Below are 19,545 nucleotides of genomic sequence, written 5' to 3'. Positions count from 1 at the left end.
TAGCCGTGATCGGTGCTGTAGATCATGCCCTTGGCAATGATCTTCGCCCGGGGGAGGCTGCTCCACGAAGAGATCAACCGTTCAGCTCAACGCACCACTGCCCGCCAGACACTCCTTGGCGCTCTTCTTCAACTTCTTGATCAAGCGTTCCTGGCGCAATGCCTCGCCCTTGCTCGCGCATTGCTCGGTGTACACCAGCGCCACGGCCGGGCTGGACAGGAAGAACCGAGCGCCCTTGCCGCTCTGATGCATGGTAAAACGGCGCTGCGGGTCATTGCTGATGCCGCAATACAGGGAGCCATTGGCGGCACGCACCAGGTAGACGAACCAGGGTTTGGGTTCAGTAGAAGTGGTCACGGATCGATGGCTGCGAACGGGAAGAACGCGGAGTTTATCAACGACCGGCCTGGAATGCCCTCAAGCCTTTGACCGCCTGGGCGCGCACCGCGTTTTTCAGGGCCGGCGACCAGCCCAGCAGCCAGCCTTTGACACCCAGCGCCTGGCGTGACCAGGGCCACAGGTCGAAGTGGTCGTGGTGTTCACAGATCTTGCCGTCGCGAAACACAAACCGCGCGCCGATATCGTTGACCACCGTATTGCCGGTGGCACTGAACAGGTACGTCGCCACCCAGTGCGCACTGCCGGTGGTGTCATCGCTGCGCACATGGTCGAAGGTCAGGGAGAAGTCCTTGGCCCGCGTGGTGAGCATGCGCCACATGTCGCCCGCGTCGCGTCCGCGCAACTCGCCAAAGGCCGGGTCGCTGAACACCACGTCGTCGCTGTAGCAGGCGGCCATGCCTTCGGCGTCCAGGCGCTGGAACGCTTGGTAGAAGCGGGTAATCAGGGCGGTATGGGCATCACTCATGGGCAATCTCCGGGCGAATGTCAGGGCACTGAACGATAATCCGCGCGACCGGGGAAAGCCATGGCTATTCGCCACGGGCCTGAGTGATGCCGGCAGGATCAGAGGTAAACAACATCCAGCGTTGCGTTGCCGTCGAGCGGAATTTCCTCAGCGATCGGCAAATAGTTCGCATGAAATATCCAGGTCGAAATATTCAAGTCCGAGCTAAACACCTTCATTGGCAGCGGCATTGCAGCGCTACCAGTTGCCGCACTGAGAGTACGCATCCAACCAGGTTGCCAGACCGTGCCATCCGGCGCGTCGAACCATGTCTTGCCATCAACTGATTCAATCACTCCCCGAGGCGTGCCTTCAGCCGTCGAGCTGAGCATTTTTAGCATATAGCCCCCAATTTTCCGGTTACCAGAGGCTAACCCCAGACCAAAAGCACTGGGCTCGGAATAGTTCGGCGAATGAACAATAGAAGTTCCATGGCGGTTATCCGTACTCTTGAGCGCAATCAGGGTTACCGCTTCACAATTGATGGTCAATCGCAGCGTGGCATCGGGCAGTTGGGTATTGCTGTATTTGTTCAGGTCCTTGGCCGCTATTTTGCCATGATCCACCACGCCGCCGTCCGACAACAAAGGAATACACGCCGACGGCGTAATAAGCCCCTTCACGCTCAAGTCGACGCTGGAGGACGCATGCGCAGGGCTAACGGCAGCCAGCAAAAAGGCCGCCGCCAGCATAGTCAGAGACTGTTTCATTCGATATTGCTCACACGAAGAATCCTTATAACTATCAAACAGCCCGGCGAGCAATCTCGCAAAGCAACTCAACAGTTTCGATTCAATTATTAGACCAGGGATTTAATGTAACCACCGCACTGGGCAGTAACATCCCCATAATCTTGACGCACGCAGAAGTTTGCCTGAATACAACTATTACGAATCCCAATAAGTGCGGATGTCATCCACCGCAACTGACGTCAGTGATTGGGCACTAATCCACTTTCCCGGGCATAGGCGTAAAGATCTACATCCGTTGAAATACACAACCGATGCATGGCGGTACTTTTCTGCTTGCTGATCGTGGAAATGCTGCGATTGACCCGCGCCGCGATCTGGCTGACGGTCATGCCGCTGGCCAGCATCCTTACCACCTCCTGCTCCTTGCCCGACAATTGCGGTGCCTGTGTAGGCTGAGCCAGGCCGGCCAGGTCGAGCTGCGCACGCAGGGACTCACTGATAAAGGTACGCCCCTGAATCACGGTCTGCAGGGCCAGGGGCAACTCGCGCGCCGATGCACTTTTGGCCACTACCGCACGAGCACCGTGGGAAAGCGCGGTACGCAGAGTCGCGACATTGGCAAACATGGTCACCACGATCACCGGCACCCTGGGAAACTGGCGGTGCAGCAAGCCCAGCAAGCCGTAGCCATCCGCTTGTTGGTCGCCCGGCATTGCAAAATCCGTCACGATCACATCACAGGGGGTCTTGTTCACCAGTGCCAGCAGCTCGTCCGGGCCATTGGCCTCGCCCACGACTTTGCATTTGCCACTCGCCTCAATCACGACTTTTTGCCCCACCCGGACAATAGGGTGATCGTCAGCAATAATTATGCGAAGCATTGGTTATTTCCATGATGGCAGTTAGTTAGCAGCAAAATATCCCGACTGGCTGTAGGCAACAACCGTCGATAACTGCATGAAATTTGTCCCGCTCAATGTTTTAAGTGCCATCAGTTGCAACCCACACAAATAAAGGAAATAACGTACAGATAGGTACTACAACACAAAGGAAATAATTCCTACAGCAACTAAGGATTAGAGTCTGCTCAAGTACTGTAGGTAAATTTCCACATCTTGAAAAAAATCCCCCAAGGCCACTGCATTGTCCGACACCCCCGATTGGTTGACCCGCTCAATCAAGTGCGCCGCCAGGCACTCAAGGCCGGTGTCGCCTAAAAAGGCCACGCTGCCCATCAAACGGTGCAGGCGCTGACTGATCAACACTGCGTCCAGGCGGGCCATGGCCTGCGTCAGGATGACCAGGTCACGCTGGGCCTCCTGGATAAGACTCGATAACAGCGGCTGCACCAGCTCCCAGGAACCGAACAGGATAATCAGACTGGCACGCGTGGGACGCCTCACGCCCGAGGACCTTGCGGGGCGCTCCAGCGTGTGCGCCCTGCCCCGGGGCGCCGACAACCAATAGCGCAAGACCTCACGCAGCTTGACCAGACCAATCGGTTTGACGAGGCATCCATCCATGCCGCAGGCCAGACAGTGCTGGATTTCCAGTTGCCCCGGGCTTGCAGTCAAGGCCAGCACACAACACGCCGGGCGACCTGCGACCCGTTCACGTCGGCGCAGTTCTCGGGTCATTGCATACCCATCCATGACCGGCATGCGGCAGTCGGTAATGATCATATCGAAGGGCTGCACGGCCACGGCGTCCAACGCCTGTCGACCGTCGCAGCAACACTGGTGCGCGACGCCCAGTCGTTCCAGCAGAGCGCTGAGTAACATCCGGTAGGTACGATGATCGTCCACCACCAGTATGCGAGTACCACTTTTATGCCATGGCGCCGCGCCGCCGGGCTCTGCCTGGCACGCACTCCGTTCTGGAACCTTGCCCGGCATAAAGCCCTCTTTCAGAGAGCGAACAGCTCAGCCGCCATGACAGAGGCCACACGCGAACCTTTCGCCCCAAGACGATGTTTTGCACTTCAACTGACAAGTACAAAAATGTGCTTCGAGCTTTGAACATATCCGAACGAATGTTACCCAGCGATACAACAACTACGAAAACCGCTCCGCAACAGCACTATTTGATAAAGCAATCGGACAATGCCGTTTTTTGCCGTACGACATTCGCGCCCATGCGCATCGACCACATTGAAAATCGTCCCATGCGCGTAACCCCCCTCAATCGTCGAAGGCCTGCCGGATTCTGTGTTTGCACACCGGGATGGCGAGGCCATTGGCACCGTGTCATTCGTAATTGTTGTATTTGCGCCCTGCCCTGCGAACGTTAAATTTCGTACCGAGCGCCCCGTAGCGCATCAATGACCAGAGCGGCTTGCCAGCGCCAAAGCGCCTTTGAACATCACCGACGCAATGCACCTGCTCCCGCCAGGAGACGGGACAGCTGCCTGAGGGCGGTTGAGCTCAACCCGCGGCAATTTCTCCAAACCCAAGGACGTGTCCCAATGGAAAGAATCCTCTTCGCCTTCCTGCTCGCGGCGTGCATGCCAAGCGTTTTCGCCGCCAGCAATACCGACTTGACCGTATCCGGCGCGATAGTCCCCAGTGCCTGTATGCCGAGCCTGACCAATGGCGGGGTGATCGACCACGGCAAGATGACCTCCAGGGACCTGCAACCCAACATGCCCACGCTGCTCGCCCCCGAGGAACTGCGCCTTGAGGTGCTGTGCGAAGGCGAAACCTTTTTCACCCTGACCACCCTCGACAACCGTGCGGGCACCGAAACCATCAATGCCTCGAACCACGGCCTGGGCCTGACCCCCAACGACGAAAAAATCGGCAGCGTGGCGTTCACCCTGTTCGATCCGGTGGCAGATGCAAAACCAGTCAACGTAATCGTTTCTCGCGACGGCGGCATCAGCTGGCAGTTGTCGCCCTACCTGGGCCACGCAGCACAAACCTCGTTCGCCCACCCTGGCGTCAACGCCCCTATCGCCTTGAAGCACCTGAGTGCACGCATGCGTGCCTTTTCTTTGATAGCGCCGGCCACCGAGTTGACGCTGCTCGATGAAATCCCCGTCGACGGTCACGCCACATTGCAGCTCAAGTACCTGTAAAGCCCTATTGCAACCTTCCCCCCTGTAAGGAGCGTCACCATGAAATCCCTCAACACCCTGTTTGCCACGCTACTGCTCATAGGCGCTGGCAGTGCCTTCGCCGCCTCCACCGTTGACCTGACCGTACGCGGGCTGATCACGCCGAGTGCCTGCAAACCGGACCTGTCCAACGGCGGTAATGTCGACCTCGGCAAGATTTCCGCCAGGGACTTGAACGCCGACAAACCAACGACACTCGCAGACCAGTCTCTACAACTGAGCGTCACCTGCGACGCACAAACCCTCATGGCGCTGGAGGCTAAAGACAATCGCAAAGGCTCCGCCTATATCGAGCAATATGACTTGTTCGGTTTGGGGCTGATCAACAGCACCGAAAAACTCGGTGCCATGGAAATGCGGCTTATCAACGCTGTTGCCGACGGCGTGGCAGGCAGAATGATCGCGTCAGAAGACGGCGGTTTGACCTGGTACTACGAACGTTATTTCACCCATGACAACATCCTGTCGGTCGCCAACATCGGCATCGATGCCCCCTTCCAGTTCAATTGTTCACGGCAGATATGATGATCAGCCCCATCATTGCTCCAGCCAGTGGCCTGACCTTGAACAACGAAGTCGCCATCGATGGTTCCGTCACGCTGACCGTCAAGTATCTCTGACATCCAGTCGCGCCACGCCTGCCGGCGGGGCGCGGTTACCACGCATGCCCCTTCACTCACGGCTGCAAACACGACCATGTTCACCTTCTCACGTCGCCTGGCAGCGCTTTGTCTCTGCCTGACCGCCACCCCTGCCCTGTGTGCTTCATCGGTTGAAATAGCATTGACCGGTGTCATCACACCCAGCGCCTGCACGCCGACCCTGTCGTCCAACGGCATTGTCGATCACGGGCGGGTCCCTGCTCGCTCCCTCAATTTCTACGAGTTCACCAAGCTGCCCAGCCAGAACCTCGACCTCGGTGTGAGTTGTAACGAGCCGGTGCTGTTTGTGCTGGTGGGCGTGGATAACCGCGCCGCCTCGTCGGTGGGGCCCGGCTTCTATTACGGCCTGGGCAATAACATTCATGCCCCGCTGGAACGCTTGGGCTCCGTGTCGATGGCCTTGCGTGAAGCGATGGGTGACGACGAGCCCGTGCTGGTCCTGGCATCCAGCAACAAAGGTGAGACCTGGTTTCCAGAATCCAATGTCTACCCGGACCTCTACATAGGCTTCGCGCCACTGGGGACGCTGGTTCCCACCCCTTATCGGCTTATCAGCGCCTCCTTGCAAATCGAAACATCGATCAACGCCGCCGCCCACCTGACCCTCGACCAAGAAGTGCCGCTGGACGGCTCCATCGTGCTAGACCTGAGGTATCTATAGTCATGTTTCCCCTTCCCCGTTTTGCCTTTTTTACCCGGACCTTCACCTTCGTGCGGTATGCCGGCCTGTACCTCGGCGCGTTAGGCCTGACGCTGTGGGCGCCAAGCCTGGTACTGGCCGACGGCATGGTGCCGGACACCTCGGTGGTGATCGTCAACGAGGCGGATGGCGAGGCCTCGGTGTCGGTGACCAATACCGACTCGAAACTGGCCCTGCTGCATGTGACCCTGGAAGACATTCCCGAGGACACCGCAGCGTTGTTGTTTGTCACACCGCCGCTGACCCGGGTCGAGCCGTCCAAGAGCCAATTGATCCGTTTCATCCTGCAAACGTCCACGCCGCTGACGACCCAACGTTTGAAGCGGGTGATTTTCGAAGGTATGCCCCAGGGCCGCCCCGCCGCCGAAGCGGGCCATGCACGGGTGGGTGTGACGGTGCGCCAGAACCTGCCGGTGATTCTGCACCCCAAGGGCCTTGCGCCGAATCGCACACCGTGGACAGGGCTGACCTGGCGCCTGCAAAACGCTCAACTGAGCGTGCACAACCCAACCCCCTACGTGGTGCGCCTGGCCCAGGAATTGAAGCTGCTGCCTGGGGACGGTTCGGCGCTGCTGCCACGCACTTACGTGCTACCGGGTGAAACCTTGAGCGTAACCGCCAGCCAGGCCGCTGCCAGTACCGTGCAACTGCAACCGGCCACCGTCTACGGCTTTGCCGTGGAGCCTTACCAGGCACCGATCACCCTTTGATCGCTGCGCCGGCGGGATAAGTCCGGCGCACAAATAACGAAGTGGCCTCCCATTGAAGGCCACCAGGAGCCTGGCCGCGCCAGGGAGTGGCGCGCAGCACGCTCCATCATTTGAGTACAACTTGTGAGCACAGTTAAGACTGATCGCGACGGCAAAGCCATGCCCCGCGTTTCACCGCGCCGGGCGCGCCGGCTGTTGGCCAGCCTGGCACTGACCCTGGGCACCACACTGCCCAGCAACGAAGCGCTGGCCGACGACAACAGCGGCTCGTTCGACCCACAAACCTTGTCCCAGCGCGGCATTGACCCGCAACTGGCCAACCTGCTGCTGCAGGCTCCGCGCTTCGCCGCCGGGCGCCATGCCCTCAACCTGAACGTCAATGGCCAGCGGCGCGGCCGGGTAGACGTGACGTTCAATGATCAGAGTGCGTTGTGCTTCAACCAGGCACTGCTGGACGCGGGCAATTTGCGGGTGCCGGGGGTAGAGGTCGACTGCCACGGGTTTCTCGACGCTTATCCACAGACCGTCATCGAACAAGACCCGGCCAGCCTCAGCCTGTCGCTGGTGGTGCCCACCGAAGCGTTGCGTCCGGCAGTGCAAGATGTTTCCGGTTACCAGACCGGGGGCTTCGCCGGCTTGCTCAACTACGACATCACGGGCCTGCACAATGAATATGGCGACGACGACAGCCGCTTCGCCTCGGCCAACACCGAGGTAGGGTTCAACGCCGGCGACTGGATTGTGCGCAGCCGCCAAGTACGCACCTGGCAGGACAAGGTCTCGCGCACCACCCACATGGACGCCTACGCCCAGCGCACATTTGCCGAGCAACAGGCCGTGTTCCAGACCGGCCAGATCAACCTGTATAACCCGGTGCTGGCCGGCGCGCAGATCACCGGTGCCCAGGTACTGACCGAAACTGCGCTGCAGGACCAGAACCAGGGCGCGACCCTCACGGGTATCGCCAACAGCCCGGCCCAGGTGGAAGTGCGCCAGAACGGCACATTGATTCATTCCACCGTGGTGCCCGCCGGCCCGTTTACCCTGACCGATGTGCGACGCCTCAATGGCCGTTCCGACGTGGAAGTCACGGTCAGGGAAACCACTGGCCAAGAGCGACGCTTTACCGTGCCGGCCGCCATGTTGGGCCTGGGCTTGCCGGCGCCCGGTTATTCGCTGGCCGCCGGGCGCGTGCGCAAGGTCGGCGACAGCGACGGTGCAGAGCCCTGGGTAGTCAGTGCTGGCTGGAGCGGCGCGCTGCACCCGCAAGTCAGCGTCGGCGCCGGCGTGCTGACGGCCGAAGACTATCGCGCAGGCGGGCTGAACCTGGGATGGTTGCCGTCACAGGACAGTCAGTTCCAGCTGTCTGCGCAGTTCGCACAGGCCAGTCGCGAAGGGAATGAATACGGCGTGCAAACCGACCTGTCGTGGTCGCAGCGCCTGACCGAGCGCTGGGCGATTACCACGGCGGGCTCATGGCGCAGCCTGGGGTATCGCGACCTTGAGGACTCCACTTACACCACCCCCACCCGCGAACAACAACGCTCTGCGCTACCGCGACCAGCAGAGCGCCACGGCGTCATGGTCGCACCCGATGCTGGGTGCGTTCAGTGCCGGGTTTTCGCGTTCATCAAGCTTTACCGGCGACAGCAGCAGCCGCGCGCTGGCGTCCTGGGGCACCAACATTGGCCGGGTATCGGTGTCTGCCAGTGCCGAGTGGCAAGTCGGCGGGCGCCAGCAAAGCGATGACAGTGTCTACCTGAACATCAGCGTGCCGCTGGGCGAAAACCGCCGCGCACGTGCATGGGTTCGTAATGCTGGCGGTGAGCACCGCGTGGGTGCCGGCGTCAACGAGCAACTCAACGGCCAGTTGAGTTATCGCGTCGGCGTCGAGCGCGACAGCCGCGACCGTGAGGTGGAGTCATCCGTCGGCGTCTCGGCGCTGGCGTATTACAGCCAACTGGACTTCAACTACACCCGTAACAACGCCGACCGCGCCAGCTATCAAGGCAGTGCGCGCGGCGGCGTGGTGCTGCACGGCGATGGCCTGACGTTCTCGCCGTACACGGTACGCGAGACCTTTGCCGTGATGTCCGTGGGTGATATGGCCGGGATCAAGGTCACTACCCCCAGTGGCCCGGTGTGGACCGACTGGCAAGGCCAGGCGGTTGTCCCGCAATTGGCCGCGTACGGCCGCAGCCCGGTGGAAGTGCAAACCCGCTCGTTGCCGCGCAATGCCGATATCAGTAATGGCCTGGCGGTGCTCTCCGCCGGGCGCGGCGCGGTGGACAAGGTTGAGTTCGGCGTGGCCCTGACCCGCCGGGCGTTGCTCAACGTGACCAGCGTTGACGGTCAAGCCTTGCCACGGGGTGCCACTGTCAGCACCGAGGACGGTGAGTTTGTGACGCTGGTGCAGGAAGGCAGCCAAGTGTTCCTGCCGAATGTGCTCGACCGCCGCGTGCTGTGGGTCAGCGCCCCCGACCAACCCCGTTGCCGACTGGATTTCAAGCTGCCTGAGCGCGGCGATCCCGAGGTGTATTACGAAACGGCACCCGCAAGGTGCCAACCATGAGGACGTTCACCATGGGCTGGAAATCTGTCTTGCTGTCACTGGCCGTGTTACTGGGCGCCAACGCCTGGGGGGCGGATGAGTGCCAGTTGAACCTCAGTGAAACCGTTGTGGATTTTGGCCTGATGAACCGTACAGTCGCTGGGGGGCCGGCTGCCGAGCGCCTAGTGGGCGAGCGGCGCTTGAGCCTGACCCTCAACTGCCCCAACCCAACGGACATGAGCCTGTTTTATCGCGGCTTGGCGGCGGGTGCCGAACGGTTTCAGTTCACCCCGCGCGGCAGTTACGGCATGCAGGTGAGCGAAGCCGTACTCGACGGCCAGGCGGTTGACCTGGGCTTGCTGGCCGGGCGCGGCCAACCCGCCATCAGCACTGGCGCACGCCTGCACTGGCGCCCCGAGCACGGCATTGTGCCGATGCGTGCCGGTGTGCCGGTGAGTGGGCGCAGCTTGTCGTTGCAGATCGAGACCCGCGCCTGGGCCAGCGACGAGGCTTTACGCGTCAATGATGCGGTCACCTGGGAAACCAGCGGCGTATTCGACGCCATCCAATCCGGCCGCTCGCGGGAACTGCGCCTGCAAGCACGCTTCGCCCCGGCAGCCTGCACACCGAACCTGTCCAACGGCGGCACGGTGGCTTTTGGCAAGCTGTCGGTGACGGACCTGAACATCGACAAAGACACCGTCCTGCCCGCTCGCCCCCTGGTGGTCAGCGTGGCGTGCGATGCCCCGAGCAGCTTCACCCTGCGCCTGCAGGACAACCGTCGAGGGTCGGCCACCGGTCCCACCGACGACACCACGTTCGGCCTGGGTCTGGACGCCCGGCACAACAAGATCGGCCGCTACCGGGTGGTCTTCGACCCGACGCGCGCCGCCGCCGACGGTTTCCCCCAGCTATACCGCACCGATTCTGCCACGGGCACTTCGTCCTGGAGCAGCGCCAGCGCCAGCCCATTGGCCATTGGCGCCAGCCGTTACCTGGGGTTTAGCGCCAGCGCCGGCAGTACCAGCGGCCCCGTGCCGATTCAACAACTCAGCGCCACGACGAGCCTGGAAGCGGTGATCGCACCGCTGGGCTCACTGGACCTGGGCAGCGAGGTGCGGCTCGACGGCGCGGCCACCCTCGAACTTCACTACCTCTAGGAGCATCGTTATGAAAAACCTGCTGATTGCGCTCACTGCATCCACCCTCGCGGCGGGCTCTGCGCATGCCGCCTCCACCGTTGAGCTGAGCGTCACGGGCCTGATCACACCGATGGCCTGCACGCCGCTGTTATCCAGCGGTGGGTTGGTGGACTTCGGCAAGATCTCGCGCAACGACCTCAACCTCGACAAAGGCACCCGCCTGCCCCACCACTACCTGACGTTGACGGTCAACTGCAACGCCCCCGGCCGCTTCGCCCTGCGCATGCGTGACAACCGCGACGGCACGGGCCACGTCAACAGCGAGATTTTCTACGGGCTGGGGCTGGACACCAGCGGCAACAAGATCGGCGTGTACTCAGTGAGTTTCGACCCAAAGCAGACGGTCGTCGACGACCTGCCCGTGGTATACGGCACCGAGTCCACCACCGGCGGCGTGGCTTGGCGTACGGCCAACCTCAACCCCATCGATATCGGCTCGCGCAGTCTTCTCGGGTTCACCGACGTCGCCGGCAGTACCGCCGGCCCCTCGGCGATCCAGACCCTCACCAGCACCCTGAAGCTTGAAGCCACGATCAACGCACGGCAGAACCTGGACCTCAGCGTGGAAACGCCGATGGACGGGGCTGCCACGTTGGAGGTGGTGTACCTGTAAACCCCGTGCCACCAACACTTACCCTAAAAAAACAGGAATGACCTATGAGCAAGTCCCTGAAGATCTTGATTGGCACACTGATACTGGCCGGTGCCGGGCATGCTGTCGCGGCATCCAGCGTCGACCTGAACGTCAAGGGCCTGATCACCCCGAATGCGTGTAGGCCGAGCCTGTCCGATGGAGGGCTGATTGATCACGGCAAAATCTCGGCCAAAGACCTGAAGCCAAACAACCCTACCCTCATCGGTACACATACGCTGACGTTGCACGTCAACTGCGAAGCAGCCATCGCGTTTGCCCTGCGGGGACTCGATAACCGTGCCGGATCGAGCATGAGTAGCAACTTCGGCCTGGGCCTGATCAATGGGGATCAGAAGTTGGGGCAGTTCCAAATTACGCTGGTCAACCCGGTCGCAGACGGCGTGGCGGTACAACCGATTGCTTCCTACGACCTAGGCAACACGTGGATCAAGGAGAAATTCATGGAGCCTGACTTGTATATGTCAATCGCAACCATGGCCGATCACAGCCAACCGCTTCCCACTAAGGAGCTGGTGCTCGACCTGCGAATCCAAACTGTGATTTACAAGACCGACGGCCTTGACCTGAGCAACGAGGTGCCAATCGACGGTTCCGCCGTCCTGGAAGTCAAATACCTGTAAGCCCTGCCCCAACACTTACCCTAAAAAAATAGGAATGACCTATGCGCAAGTCCCTGAAGATCCTGATGGGCACACTGATACTGGCCGGTGCCGGGCATGCTGTCGCGGCGTCCGACGTCGACCTGGCCGTCAAGGGTTTGATTACCCCCAGTGCATGCAGGCCGAGTTTGGCCAGTGGCGGAATCGTCGATTACGGGAAAATTTCCTCCAAAGACCTTAACCCGACCAAACCCACCTTTCTTGGCACACGATCGATGGCAATCTCGATGACCTGTGACAGCGCAACCCCGTTTGCCCTGCTCGGCGTCGATAACCGGCCGGGCTCGTCCTCACAGGCAAGCTTCGGGTTGGGACTGATTAACGGTACACAGAAACTCGGGTGGTTCTACCTGACATGGGAGAAAGCTGTCGCCGACGGCGTCGAGGTGAAATCGGTGGTCTCCGAGGATGCTGGCCACACCTGGTATGACTACAGTTGGTTTGACCCGGGCGTGTACGTATCGGTCGCCGCCATTGGTGGCTCTTCGCTGCCTATCTCCGTCAAGGAGTTGGCGGCAGAGCTGAATATAAACACCTCAATCGCCAGGACGGACGGCCTGGACCTGAGCAACGAGGTATCTATCGACGGTTCGGTAACCCTGGAAGTGAAGTACCTCTAGCCCTTAGAGCCTTTCACTACTGACGCCAACATACAACGCCCGGCCTGCCCCCAGGCCGGCAACGATGGCACCCAGGCCGATCACGCCGAAGACCCAGCCGGTGGCGCCCCAGCCACCGGTCCAGTCATGCAGCACGCCGACAGCCAGCGGCCCCAGGGAAGCCAGCGTATAACCGATACCCTGGGCCATGCCCGACAGGTTGGCCGCAACATGGGAGTCGCGCGAGCGCAGGACGATCAAGGTCAGCGCCAGGCTGAACGTACCGCCCTGCCCCAGCCCGAGAAGAATCGCCCAGTCCCATAACCCCTCGATCGGCGCATACAGGCAACCGAACAAACCGCCGAGGGTAAGCACCATGACCACCACAATGGCCGGGCGCTGGTCCTTGCCACGCGTGGCCAGCCAAGGCGCGGTGAGGGCGCTGAGCAGTTGCACGATGATCGAGCCCGACAGCGCCAACCCGGCATCGGTGGCACTCAAACCGCGGTCGATCAGAATCGAAGGCATCCAGCCAAACACGATATACGACAGCGAGGATTGCAGGCCCATGTACAGGGTTACCTGCCAGGCCAGCGGGTCGCGCAGCAAACCCTTCATCCGATACGTAACCTGGTGAGCGGCGTGTTTCTGCCTGGCCTGAGGTAGCCAGAACAGCGCCGCCGCCAGCGCGGGCACCATCCAGAAACCGAGGCCGATCGACCAATTGCCGGCAAAGTAGTTGCTCAACGGCACCGTCGCCCCTGCCGCCAACGCCGCACCCAGGCACAGCGCCATGGTGTAGACACCAGTCATCGCACCGGCCTGTCTGGCAAAGTCGCGCTTGACGATGCCAGGCAGCAATACGCCGATGATGCCGATGCTTGCACCGGCAATCACGCTGCCGGTGAACAGGCCCGCCTCACCGAACGCGCTGCGCAACGTAATACCAGCGGCCAGCATCAGCAAAATGCCCAGTACCACGCGCTCGGCACCGAACCGTCGCGCCAGGATCGGTGCCAACGGCGCGAACAGGCCCAGGCACAGCACCGGCAAGGTGGTCAGCAACCCGGCTTTGACCGCCGATAACCCGAGGCTGTCGGACACCTGGCTGAGCAGCGGTGCGAGGCTGGACAGCGCCGGACGCAGGTTCAGCGCCACCAGAATCAGGCCCAGCAGCAACAGCCACCGGCGAGTCACAGGCGCGGGGGGCTGTTGCACCAAGTCGTCGTCGGCTTCGGCGTCAATCAGCAGTGCTTCCAGATCGGGTGTGCGTGGGGCTTGAGGGCTCATGGATCAACTGTAGGAAAAGAAAACCGAGGTCTGACAGGTGCGTGGCGCAAATGACCGAGCATCTGGCGAATACCCCACAGCCTATTCGGACTCTCCTACAAGAGCAACGCACTAGGGTTCAGGAGCAGGGAAAAGGAGCAGTATTTTCGATTGGTAAAATTACCCTCAGAGGGTAATTATTGGCCCCAGGTGTCTTATGGAAAAGTACACACCTCATTACGATTTGGCGGTGATAAAGGCGGATGTGAGGCGGCTTGGCAGGAAAGCGTTTACCCGCACGGCAGAGAAGTGCGGTGAGGCTCTTGGCTATAGCATCGAAGACATGCAGGCCGTCATTTATGAGTTACAAAACTGGATTTTGTACAAGTCGATGACCACTTATGGAGACCATCGAGTCTGGCAGGACGTGTACCACACTCACTCAACAGGCACGCAGATTTACATCAAGGTCACGTACCGAACAAACGGTAGACCTCCGGTAGTCTCTTTCAAGGAGAAAAATCCATGAAAAAAGCAGAGCTGTGCTACATCTGCGGCGCCCCCGACGCATTGCACCACTTCGAGGGTCGCAGCGAAACCATCAGCATCAAGGGCCTGGAGCGTCGGATCGACAATCTATCAGGCTGGGAATGCAAGGTATGCGGCGACGGATTCTGGGACCAGGACAACGACAGCGCAGACCGCTACGGCGAAGCAAAGGATGAGTTGATCCTCGCCGCTCGGCAAATGATCGGTGCCGAGATGAAGCGCATCCGTCGCAAATTGCACCTGACACAAAAGGAAGCGGTGGAGTTGCTGTCCGGTGGCGGCCACAACGCGTTCTCTCGCTACGAACGTGGCGAGTTGCTTGCCCCCAAACCGTTGGTGCTGCTGATGCGGCTTCTGGATCGTCACCCGCATTTGCTTGCGGATGCGAAGATCCTGGCTGACGGCGCTGATCTGCGTGGCGCCTTCACCTACACCGTGAACGACGACGCAGACGCACTCAAGGCGTCCTAGCCCCAATGCCGTTCAGTTAAGCGGACGTAATGCTCAAGGCAACGAAAATCAAATGTAAAGCGTTCGGCAAACCATTCCGGTCGGCTCTAAGGCCGCCGCGCTCTTGATCTTGATCGGGGGGCGCCCCGTCAAACACGCTGGCCGAACGCAGGCTTTTCCAAAGTGACCCGTAGTCAGGGCGGAACCGCCAGCAGCCGTTACCGCAGAAACGGATAGGTACACCGAAAAATCGTCTTCGCAGGCAAGCCAGCTCCCACAGTTGATCTTCGTTGCCTTGAGCATGGCGTTCGCTTAACTGACTGGCATTAGCCCTGGCCCCAAAAAACAAACCCGGCACCAGGCCGGGCTTATTCATTCAACCATCGATCAATGCAGAATCTGGCTCAAGAACAACTTGGTCCGATCATTCTGCGGATTGTCGAAGAAGTCATTCGGCGCCGCCTGCTCAACGATTTCGCCCTTGTCCATGAAGATCACACGGTTGGCCACGGTGCGCGCAAAGCCCATTTCGTGGGTCACGCACAACATGGTCATGCCGTCTTCGGCCAGGCCGATCATGGTGTCCAGCACCTCTTTCACCATTTCCGGGTCCAGCGCCGAGGTCGGTTCGTCGAACAGCATGATCTTCGGTTTCATGCACAGCGCACGGGCAATCGCCACACGCTGTTGCTGGCCGCCGGACAGTTGCCCCGGAAACTTGTGGGCCTGCTCCGGAATGCGCACGCGCTCCAGATAGTGCATGGCGATTTCCTCGGCCTTGCGCTTGGGCATCTTGCGCACCCACATCGGCGCCAGCGTGCAGTTCTGCAGGATGGTCAGGTGCGGGAACAGGTTGAAGTGTTGAAACACCATACCGACTTCACGGCGGATCGCTTCGATCTGCTTGAGGTCGTTGGTCAACTCCACGCCATCGACCACGATGCGGCCCTGCTGGTGCTCTTCCAGGCGGTTGAGGCAGCGGATGGTGGTGGACTTGCCCGACCCCGACGGCCCGCACAGCACGATACGCTCGCCCTGCTTGACGTTGAGGTTGATGTCTTTCAATACGTGGAACTGGCCGTACCACTTGTTGACGCCCTGCATCTGGATAATGCCTTCAGGGCTCACAGGCTGTTTGATCGCTTCGCTCATCACATCAACTCCTAACGCTTGTGGCCTGTGTCGAGCTTGTGTTCCAAATGAATGGAATAGCGCGACATACCAAAACAGAAAATCCAGAACACCAGGGCAGCGAACACGTAGCCCTCAGTGGCCATACCCAACCATTTCGGGTCGGCGGCAGCTTGCTTGACGCTGTTGAGCAGGTCGAACAGGCCGATGATGATCACAAGGCTGGTGTCCTTGAACAACGCGATAAACGTGTTGACGATGCCGGGAATCACCATCTTCAGCGCTTGCGGCAAAATCACCAGGCCCATGCTGCGCCAGTAACCCAGGCCCATCGCCGCAGCTGCTTCGTACTGACCTTTAGGGATAGCTTGCAGACCGCCGCGCACTACCTCGGCCACGTAGGCCGACTGGAACAGGATCACGCCGATCAATGCCCGCAGCAGCTTGTCGATGCCCATGCCTTCGGGCAAAAACAACGGCAGCATTACTGAGGACATAAACAGCACCGTGATCAACGGCACGCCGCGCCAGAACTCGATGAAGGTCACGCAGACCACACGAATCGCCGGCATGTTCGAGCGCCGTCCCAGCGCCAGTACGATACCCAGCGGTAACGCGCCGGCAATGCCGACGGTGGCGATCACCAGGGTCAGCATCAGGCCGCCCCATTGGCTGGTCGCCACGTTGGTCAGGCCGAAAGCGCCGCCGTGCAGCAGGAAGAACGCGATGATCGGGTACAGCACCAGAAAGCCCAGGCCGTAGATCGCCTTGCGTGGAAAACGCGAGATGAACAACGGTGCCACGCCAACGATGGCCAGCCACACCGTAAGGTCTACGCGCCAGCGCAGGTCGCCGGGGTAGTAGCCGTACATGAACTGCCCGAAGCGCTGTTGGATGAACACCCAGCAGGCGCCCTCCTTGGTGCAGTCGGCGCGGGTGGTGCCAACCCAGTTGGCGTCGAGGATGGCCCAGCTGAGGATCGGCGGGACCACCAGGTAGATCAGGTAAAACGCCAACAGGGTCAGCAGCGTGTTGAGCCAGCTGGAGAACAGGTTGGCGCGCATCCATGCCATCGGCCCGAAGACTTTGTTCGGCGGCGGCATATCAGGTTTGAACGTATGCGAACTCATGCAGGTTTCCTCACCGCTCGATCAGCGCAATGCGCTTGTTGTACCAGTTCATCAGCAGGGAAATGCTGATGCTGATCGCCAGGTACACGCTCATGGTGATGGCAATGACTTCAATCGCCTGGCCGGTCTGGTTGAGCACCGTGCCGGCAAACAGCGAAACCATTTCCGGGTAACCGATACCGGCGGCCAGTGACGAGTTTTTCGCCAGGTTCAGGTATTGGCTGGTCAGCGGCGGAATGATCACCCGCAGCGCCTGCGGGATGATGACCTTGCGCAGCGTCGGCCCGGGGCGCAGGCCCAGGGAGCGCGCGGCTTCGGTCTGGCCGTGGCTGACGGACTTGATGCCCGAGCGCACGATCTCGGCGATGAACGCCGCCGTATAGACCGTCAGCGCCAACGTCAGCGCCAGCAGTTCAGGGATCAATACCCAGCCGCCAACGAAGTTGAAGCCTTGCAGTTTGGGCATTTCCCAGTGCAGCGGCGCGCCGAAGATCAAGGCGCACAACGTCGGGATCACGATGAACAGTGCGAGACCGGCCCAGAACTTGTGGAACGGTACGCCCGTGGCCTCGAAGCGCTTGTTGACCCAGCGCGCCATCAGCACGATGGCGACGATGGCCAGCAGCACACTGATCACGAACGGCCAGAACCCGTCGGCGGCCAGCGCCGCCGGCATGTTCAGGCCACGGCTGCTGACGAAGAACGTGTCGCCGAAGTTGTGACTGGCACGCGGCCCCGGCATGGTCAGGAACACCGCGAAGTACCAGAACAGGATCTGCAGCAACGGCGGAATGTTGCGGAACACTTCCACATACACGGTCGCCAGCTTGTTGATCATCCAGTTCGGCGACAGGCGCGCCACGCCGATGATGAAGCCGAGCAGGGTCGCCAGGACCACGCCGATCACGGTCACCAGCAAGGTGTTGAGCAAGCCGATCACAAACACCCGGGCGTAGCTGTCCGATTCGGTGTAGTCGATCAGGTGCTGCGCGATGCCGAAGCCGGCACTGCGCTCAAGAAAGTCGAACCCCGAGGTGATGCCCCGGTGCTGAAGGTTGGTTTGCGTATTGTTGAAGAGGTACCAGCCCAGCGAGACCACCGCCACAATCGTGATGATCTGGAAGAGCCACGCACGCACTTTGGGATCGCTGAAGCTGAGCTTCTGCTTGGGTGCGCCGATTTGATTTTGCATGAAGTGCCCCGCAAAGAATGGAACAGAACATCACCCGGCGGTTGGCCCGCCGGGTGACAGAACCATCAGCGATCAGCGCACAGGGGGTGCGTACTGGATGCCGCCGTTATTCCACAGCGCGTTCAGGCCGCGGTCGATTTCCAGCGGGGTGCTCTTGCCCAGGTTGCGCTCGAACACTTCGCCGTAGTTACCGACTTGCTTGACGATCTGCACGACCCAGTCTTTCTTCACTTTCAGGTCTTTGCCGTATTCACCGTCGGCACCGAGCAGACGTGCAACGTCCGGGTTCTTGGTGGACTTGGCTTCAGCTTCAACGTTTTTCGAGGTGATGCCGGCTTCTTCAGCGTTGAGCATGGCGTAGCCAACCCAGCGCACGATGGCCAGCCACTCGTCGTCGCCGTTACGCACGACCGGGCCCAGCGGTTCCTTGGAAATGGTTTCCGGCAGAACCACGTAGTCCTTCGGCGAAGCCAGCTTGCTGCGCTGGGCGAACAATTGGGACTTGTCGGAGGTCAGCACGTCGCAACGCCCGGATTCCAGCGACTTGGCGCTTTCATCGGAGGTGTCGAAGGTGATCGGGGTGTATTTGAGGTTGTTGCCACGGAAGTAGTCAGAAACGTTCAGCTCGGTGGTGGTACCGGCCTGGATGCAGATGGTTGCACCGTCCAGTTCCTTGGCACTTTTAACGCCCAGCTTGTTGTTTACCAGGAAGCCGATGCCGTCGTAGTAAGTGATGAAGCCCGGGAATTTCAGGCCCATGCCCGCATCGCGAGAGCTGGTCATGGTGGTGTTGCGCGACAGAATGTCGACTTCGCCAGATTGCAGCGCGGTGAAACGCTCCTTGGCATTCAACTGGCTGAACTTGACCTTGGTCGCGTCGCCAAAGACGGCGGCGGCTACAGCGCGGCACACGTCAGCATCGATCCCGAGGATCTTGCCGCTGGCATCCGGTACCGAGAAACCCGGCAGGCCGTCACTCACGCCACATTGCACAAAGCCTTTCTTCTGCACGGCGTCCAGGGTGGCGCCAGCTTGGGCAAAACCACTGACACCCAATACAGCGGCCGCAGTCACGATGGCCAGGGTGGATTTCAATACCTTCATTCAAACCTCCAGTTTTGCTCTTGTTGTGTCGGAGCTCGAACCCCACCGCACCCTTTTGAGGCGACTTTGACCCGTGTTGGCTTTTTTGGGGTCAAACGGTTTGAGGCTGTCGCTATAAGTCCAGTTGCTATCCCACAAGCGGCGTCACTGATAGTGTTACCGACGTGGAAGAGACCTGACATCGCTCTGTGCATAGCAAGCGCCGTACCAGAGTGACGACTGAGTCGATTCAGCACACGGTCAAGAGCAAAAGATTCAACCTTGCGACACT

The 19,545-nt window shown here is 60.3% G+C and carries 21 protein-coding genes and 1 pseudogene; 11 read left to right on the top strand and 11 right to left on the bottom strand.

Going from position 1 to position 19,545, the window contains the following annotated elements; genetic code table 11:
- Positions 1–81: 81 nt before the first annotated feature.
- The 5 genes from VRB54_RS04710 to VRB54_RS04690 all read right to left on the bottom strand — a co-directional run bounded on the left by VRB54_RS04710 (position 82) and on the right by VRB54_RS04690 (position 3,491).
- A complete protein-coding gene (locus VRB54_RS04710) occupies positions 82–357 on the bottom strand; it encodes a GIY-YIG nuclease family protein (RefSeq protein ID WP_338479710.1) in 276 nt (91 codons plus the stop codon).
- 37 nt (positions 358–394) lie between these two features.
- The gene (locus VRB54_RS04705; protein ID WP_338479709.1) at positions 395–865 is read right to left on the bottom strand and encodes a nuclear transport factor 2 family protein; all 471 of its coding nucleotides are present in this window, start codon (positions 863–865) and stop codon (positions 395–397) included.
- Between the two features lie 98 nt (positions 866–963).
- Complete coding sequence (locus tag VRB54_RS04700; protein WP_338479708.1) at positions 964–1,614, bottom strand: DUF1120 domain-containing protein; 651 nt, start codon at positions 1,612–1,614, stop codon at positions 964–966.
- A 221-nt stretch (positions 1,615–1,835) separates the two neighbouring features.
- Complete coding sequence (locus tag VRB54_RS04695) at positions 1,836–2,477, bottom strand: response regulator transcription factor (RefSeq protein ID WP_338479707.1); 642 nt, start codon at positions 2,475–2,477, stop codon at positions 1,836–1,838.
- 195 nt (positions 2,478–2,672) lie between these two features.
- Positions 2,673–3,491: a response regulator gene (locus VRB54_RS04690; protein WP_338479706.1), complete on the bottom strand. Its 819-nt coding sequence runs from the start codon at positions 3,489–3,491 to the stop codon at positions 2,673–2,675.
- Positions 3,492–4,060: 569 nt separating this feature from the next.
- Between VRB54_RS04690 and VRB54_RS04685 the strand changes: the two genes are divergently transcribed.
- From VRB54_RS04685 to VRB54_RS04645, 9 genes and pseudogenes are all read left to right on the top strand, one after another.
- A complete protein-coding gene (locus VRB54_RS04685) occupies positions 4,061–4,672 on the top strand; it encodes a DUF1120 domain-containing protein (protein ID WP_338479705.1) in 612 nt (203 codons plus the stop codon).
- 39 nt (positions 4,673–4,711) lie between these two features.
- A complete protein-coding gene (locus VRB54_RS04680; protein WP_338479704.1) occupies positions 4,712–5,236 on the top strand; it encodes a DUF1120 domain-containing protein in 525 nt (174 codons plus the stop codon).
- A 171-nt stretch (positions 5,237–5,407) separates the two neighbouring features.
- Positions 5,408–6,034 (top strand): DUF1120 domain-containing protein, encoded by a 627-nt coding sequence (locus tag VRB54_RS04675; protein WP_338479703.1) that lies wholly within the window; start codon positions 5,408–5,410, stop codon positions 6,032–6,034.
- A gap of 2 nt (positions 6,035–6,036) precedes the next feature.
- Positions 6,037–6,783, top strand: a complete 747-nt coding sequence (locus tag VRB54_RS04670) for a fimbria/pilus chaperone family protein (protein WP_338479702.1) — start codon at positions 6,037–6,039, stop codon at positions 6,781–6,783.
- A gap of 159 nt (positions 6,784–6,942) precedes the next feature.
- Positions 6,943–9,355 (top strand): annotated as a pseudogene (locus tag VRB54_RS04665) (fimbria/pilus outer membrane usher protein).
- 11 nt (positions 9,356–9,366) lie between these two features.
- Positions 9,367–10,494 (top strand): DUF1120 domain-containing protein, encoded by a 1,128-nt coding sequence (locus VRB54_RS04660; RefSeq protein WP_338481054.1) that lies wholly within the window; start codon positions 9,367–9,369, stop codon positions 10,492–10,494.
- A gap of 10 nt (positions 10,495–10,504) precedes the next feature.
- A complete protein-coding gene (locus VRB54_RS04655; protein ID WP_338479701.1) occupies positions 10,505–11,149 on the top strand; it encodes a DUF1120 domain-containing protein in 645 nt (214 codons plus the stop codon).
- Between the two features lie 44 nt (positions 11,150–11,193).
- Positions 11,194–11,811 (top strand): DUF1120 domain-containing protein, encoded by a 618-nt coding sequence (locus VRB54_RS04650; protein WP_338479700.1) that lies wholly within the window; start codon positions 11,194–11,196, stop codon positions 11,809–11,811.
- A gap of 41 nt (positions 11,812–11,852) precedes the next feature.
- Positions 11,853–12,470, top strand: a complete 618-nt coding sequence (locus VRB54_RS04645; protein ID WP_338479699.1) for a DUF1120 domain-containing protein — start codon at positions 11,853–11,855, stop codon at positions 12,468–12,470.
- Positions 12,471–12,473: 3 nt separating this feature from the next.
- On the opposite strand, the gene VRB54_RS04640 is transcribed toward VRB54_RS04645, so the two are convergent.
- Positions 12,474–13,739 (bottom strand): CynX/NimT family MFS transporter, encoded by a 1,266-nt coding sequence (locus tag VRB54_RS04640; RefSeq protein ID WP_338479698.1) that lies wholly within the window; start codon positions 13,737–13,739, stop codon positions 12,474–12,476.
- Between the two features lie 196 nt (positions 13,740–13,935).
- Between VRB54_RS04640 and VRB54_RS04635 the strand changes: the two genes are divergently transcribed.
- The gene (locus VRB54_RS04635) at positions 13,936–14,247 is read left to right on the top strand and encodes a type II toxin-antitoxin system MqsR family toxin (protein ID WP_338479697.1); all 312 of its coding nucleotides are present in this window, start codon (positions 13,936–13,938) and stop codon (positions 14,245–14,247) included.
- Positions 14,244–14,738 (top strand): type II toxin-antitoxin system MqsA family antitoxin, encoded by a 495-nt coding sequence (locus tag VRB54_RS04630; protein ID WP_338479696.1) that lies wholly within the window; start codon positions 14,244–14,246, stop codon positions 14,736–14,738. The genes VRB54_RS04635 and VRB54_RS04630 overlap by 4 nt, the downstream gene beginning before the upstream one ends.
- A 16-nt stretch (positions 14,739–14,754) precedes the next feature.
- On the opposite strand, the gene VRB54_RS04625 is transcribed toward VRB54_RS04630, so the two are convergent.
- The 5 genes from VRB54_RS04625 to VRB54_RS04605 all read right to left on the bottom strand — a co-directional run bounded on the left by VRB54_RS04625 (position 14,755) and on the right by VRB54_RS04605 (position 19,274).
- Positions 14,755–15,093, bottom strand: a complete 339-nt coding sequence (locus tag VRB54_RS04625) for a hypothetical protein (RefSeq protein WP_338479695.1) — start codon at positions 15,091–15,093, stop codon at positions 14,755–14,757.
- 11 nt (positions 15,094–15,104) lie between these two features.
- Positions 15,105–15,869: an amino acid ABC transporter ATP-binding protein gene (locus tag VRB54_RS04620; protein WP_003171943.1), complete on the bottom strand. Its 765-nt coding sequence runs from the start codon at positions 15,867–15,869 to the stop codon at positions 15,105–15,107.
- A gap of 11 nt (positions 15,870–15,880) precedes the next feature.
- Positions 15,881–16,978: an amino acid ABC transporter permease gene (locus VRB54_RS04615; RefSeq protein ID WP_057006782.1), complete on the bottom strand. Its 1,098-nt coding sequence runs from the start codon at positions 16,976–16,978 to the stop codon at positions 15,881–15,883.
- A gap of 10 nt (positions 16,979–16,988) precedes the next feature.
- Positions 16,989–18,170, bottom strand: a complete 1,182-nt coding sequence (locus VRB54_RS04610) for an amino acid ABC transporter permease (protein ID WP_338479694.1) — start codon at positions 18,168–18,170, stop codon at positions 16,989–16,991.
- Positions 18,171–18,242: 72 nt separating this feature from the next.
- Positions 18,243–19,274, bottom strand: coding sequence for an amino acid ABC transporter substrate-binding protein (locus VRB54_RS04605; RefSeq protein ID WP_053254520.1), 1,032 nt, complete (start codon positions 19,272–19,274; stop codon positions 18,243–18,245).
- Positions 19,275–19,545: the final 271 nt, after the last annotated feature.

The organism is Pseudomonas trivialis (assembly GCF_036864995.1).
Taxonomy (GTDB): Bacteria; Pseudomonadota; Gammaproteobacteria; order Pseudomonadales; family Pseudomonadaceae; genus Aquipseudomonas; species Aquipseudomonas trivialis.
The sequence above is the reverse complement of the archived record's forward strand: the minus strand, read 5'-3'. Positions and strand labels throughout refer to the sequence as shown.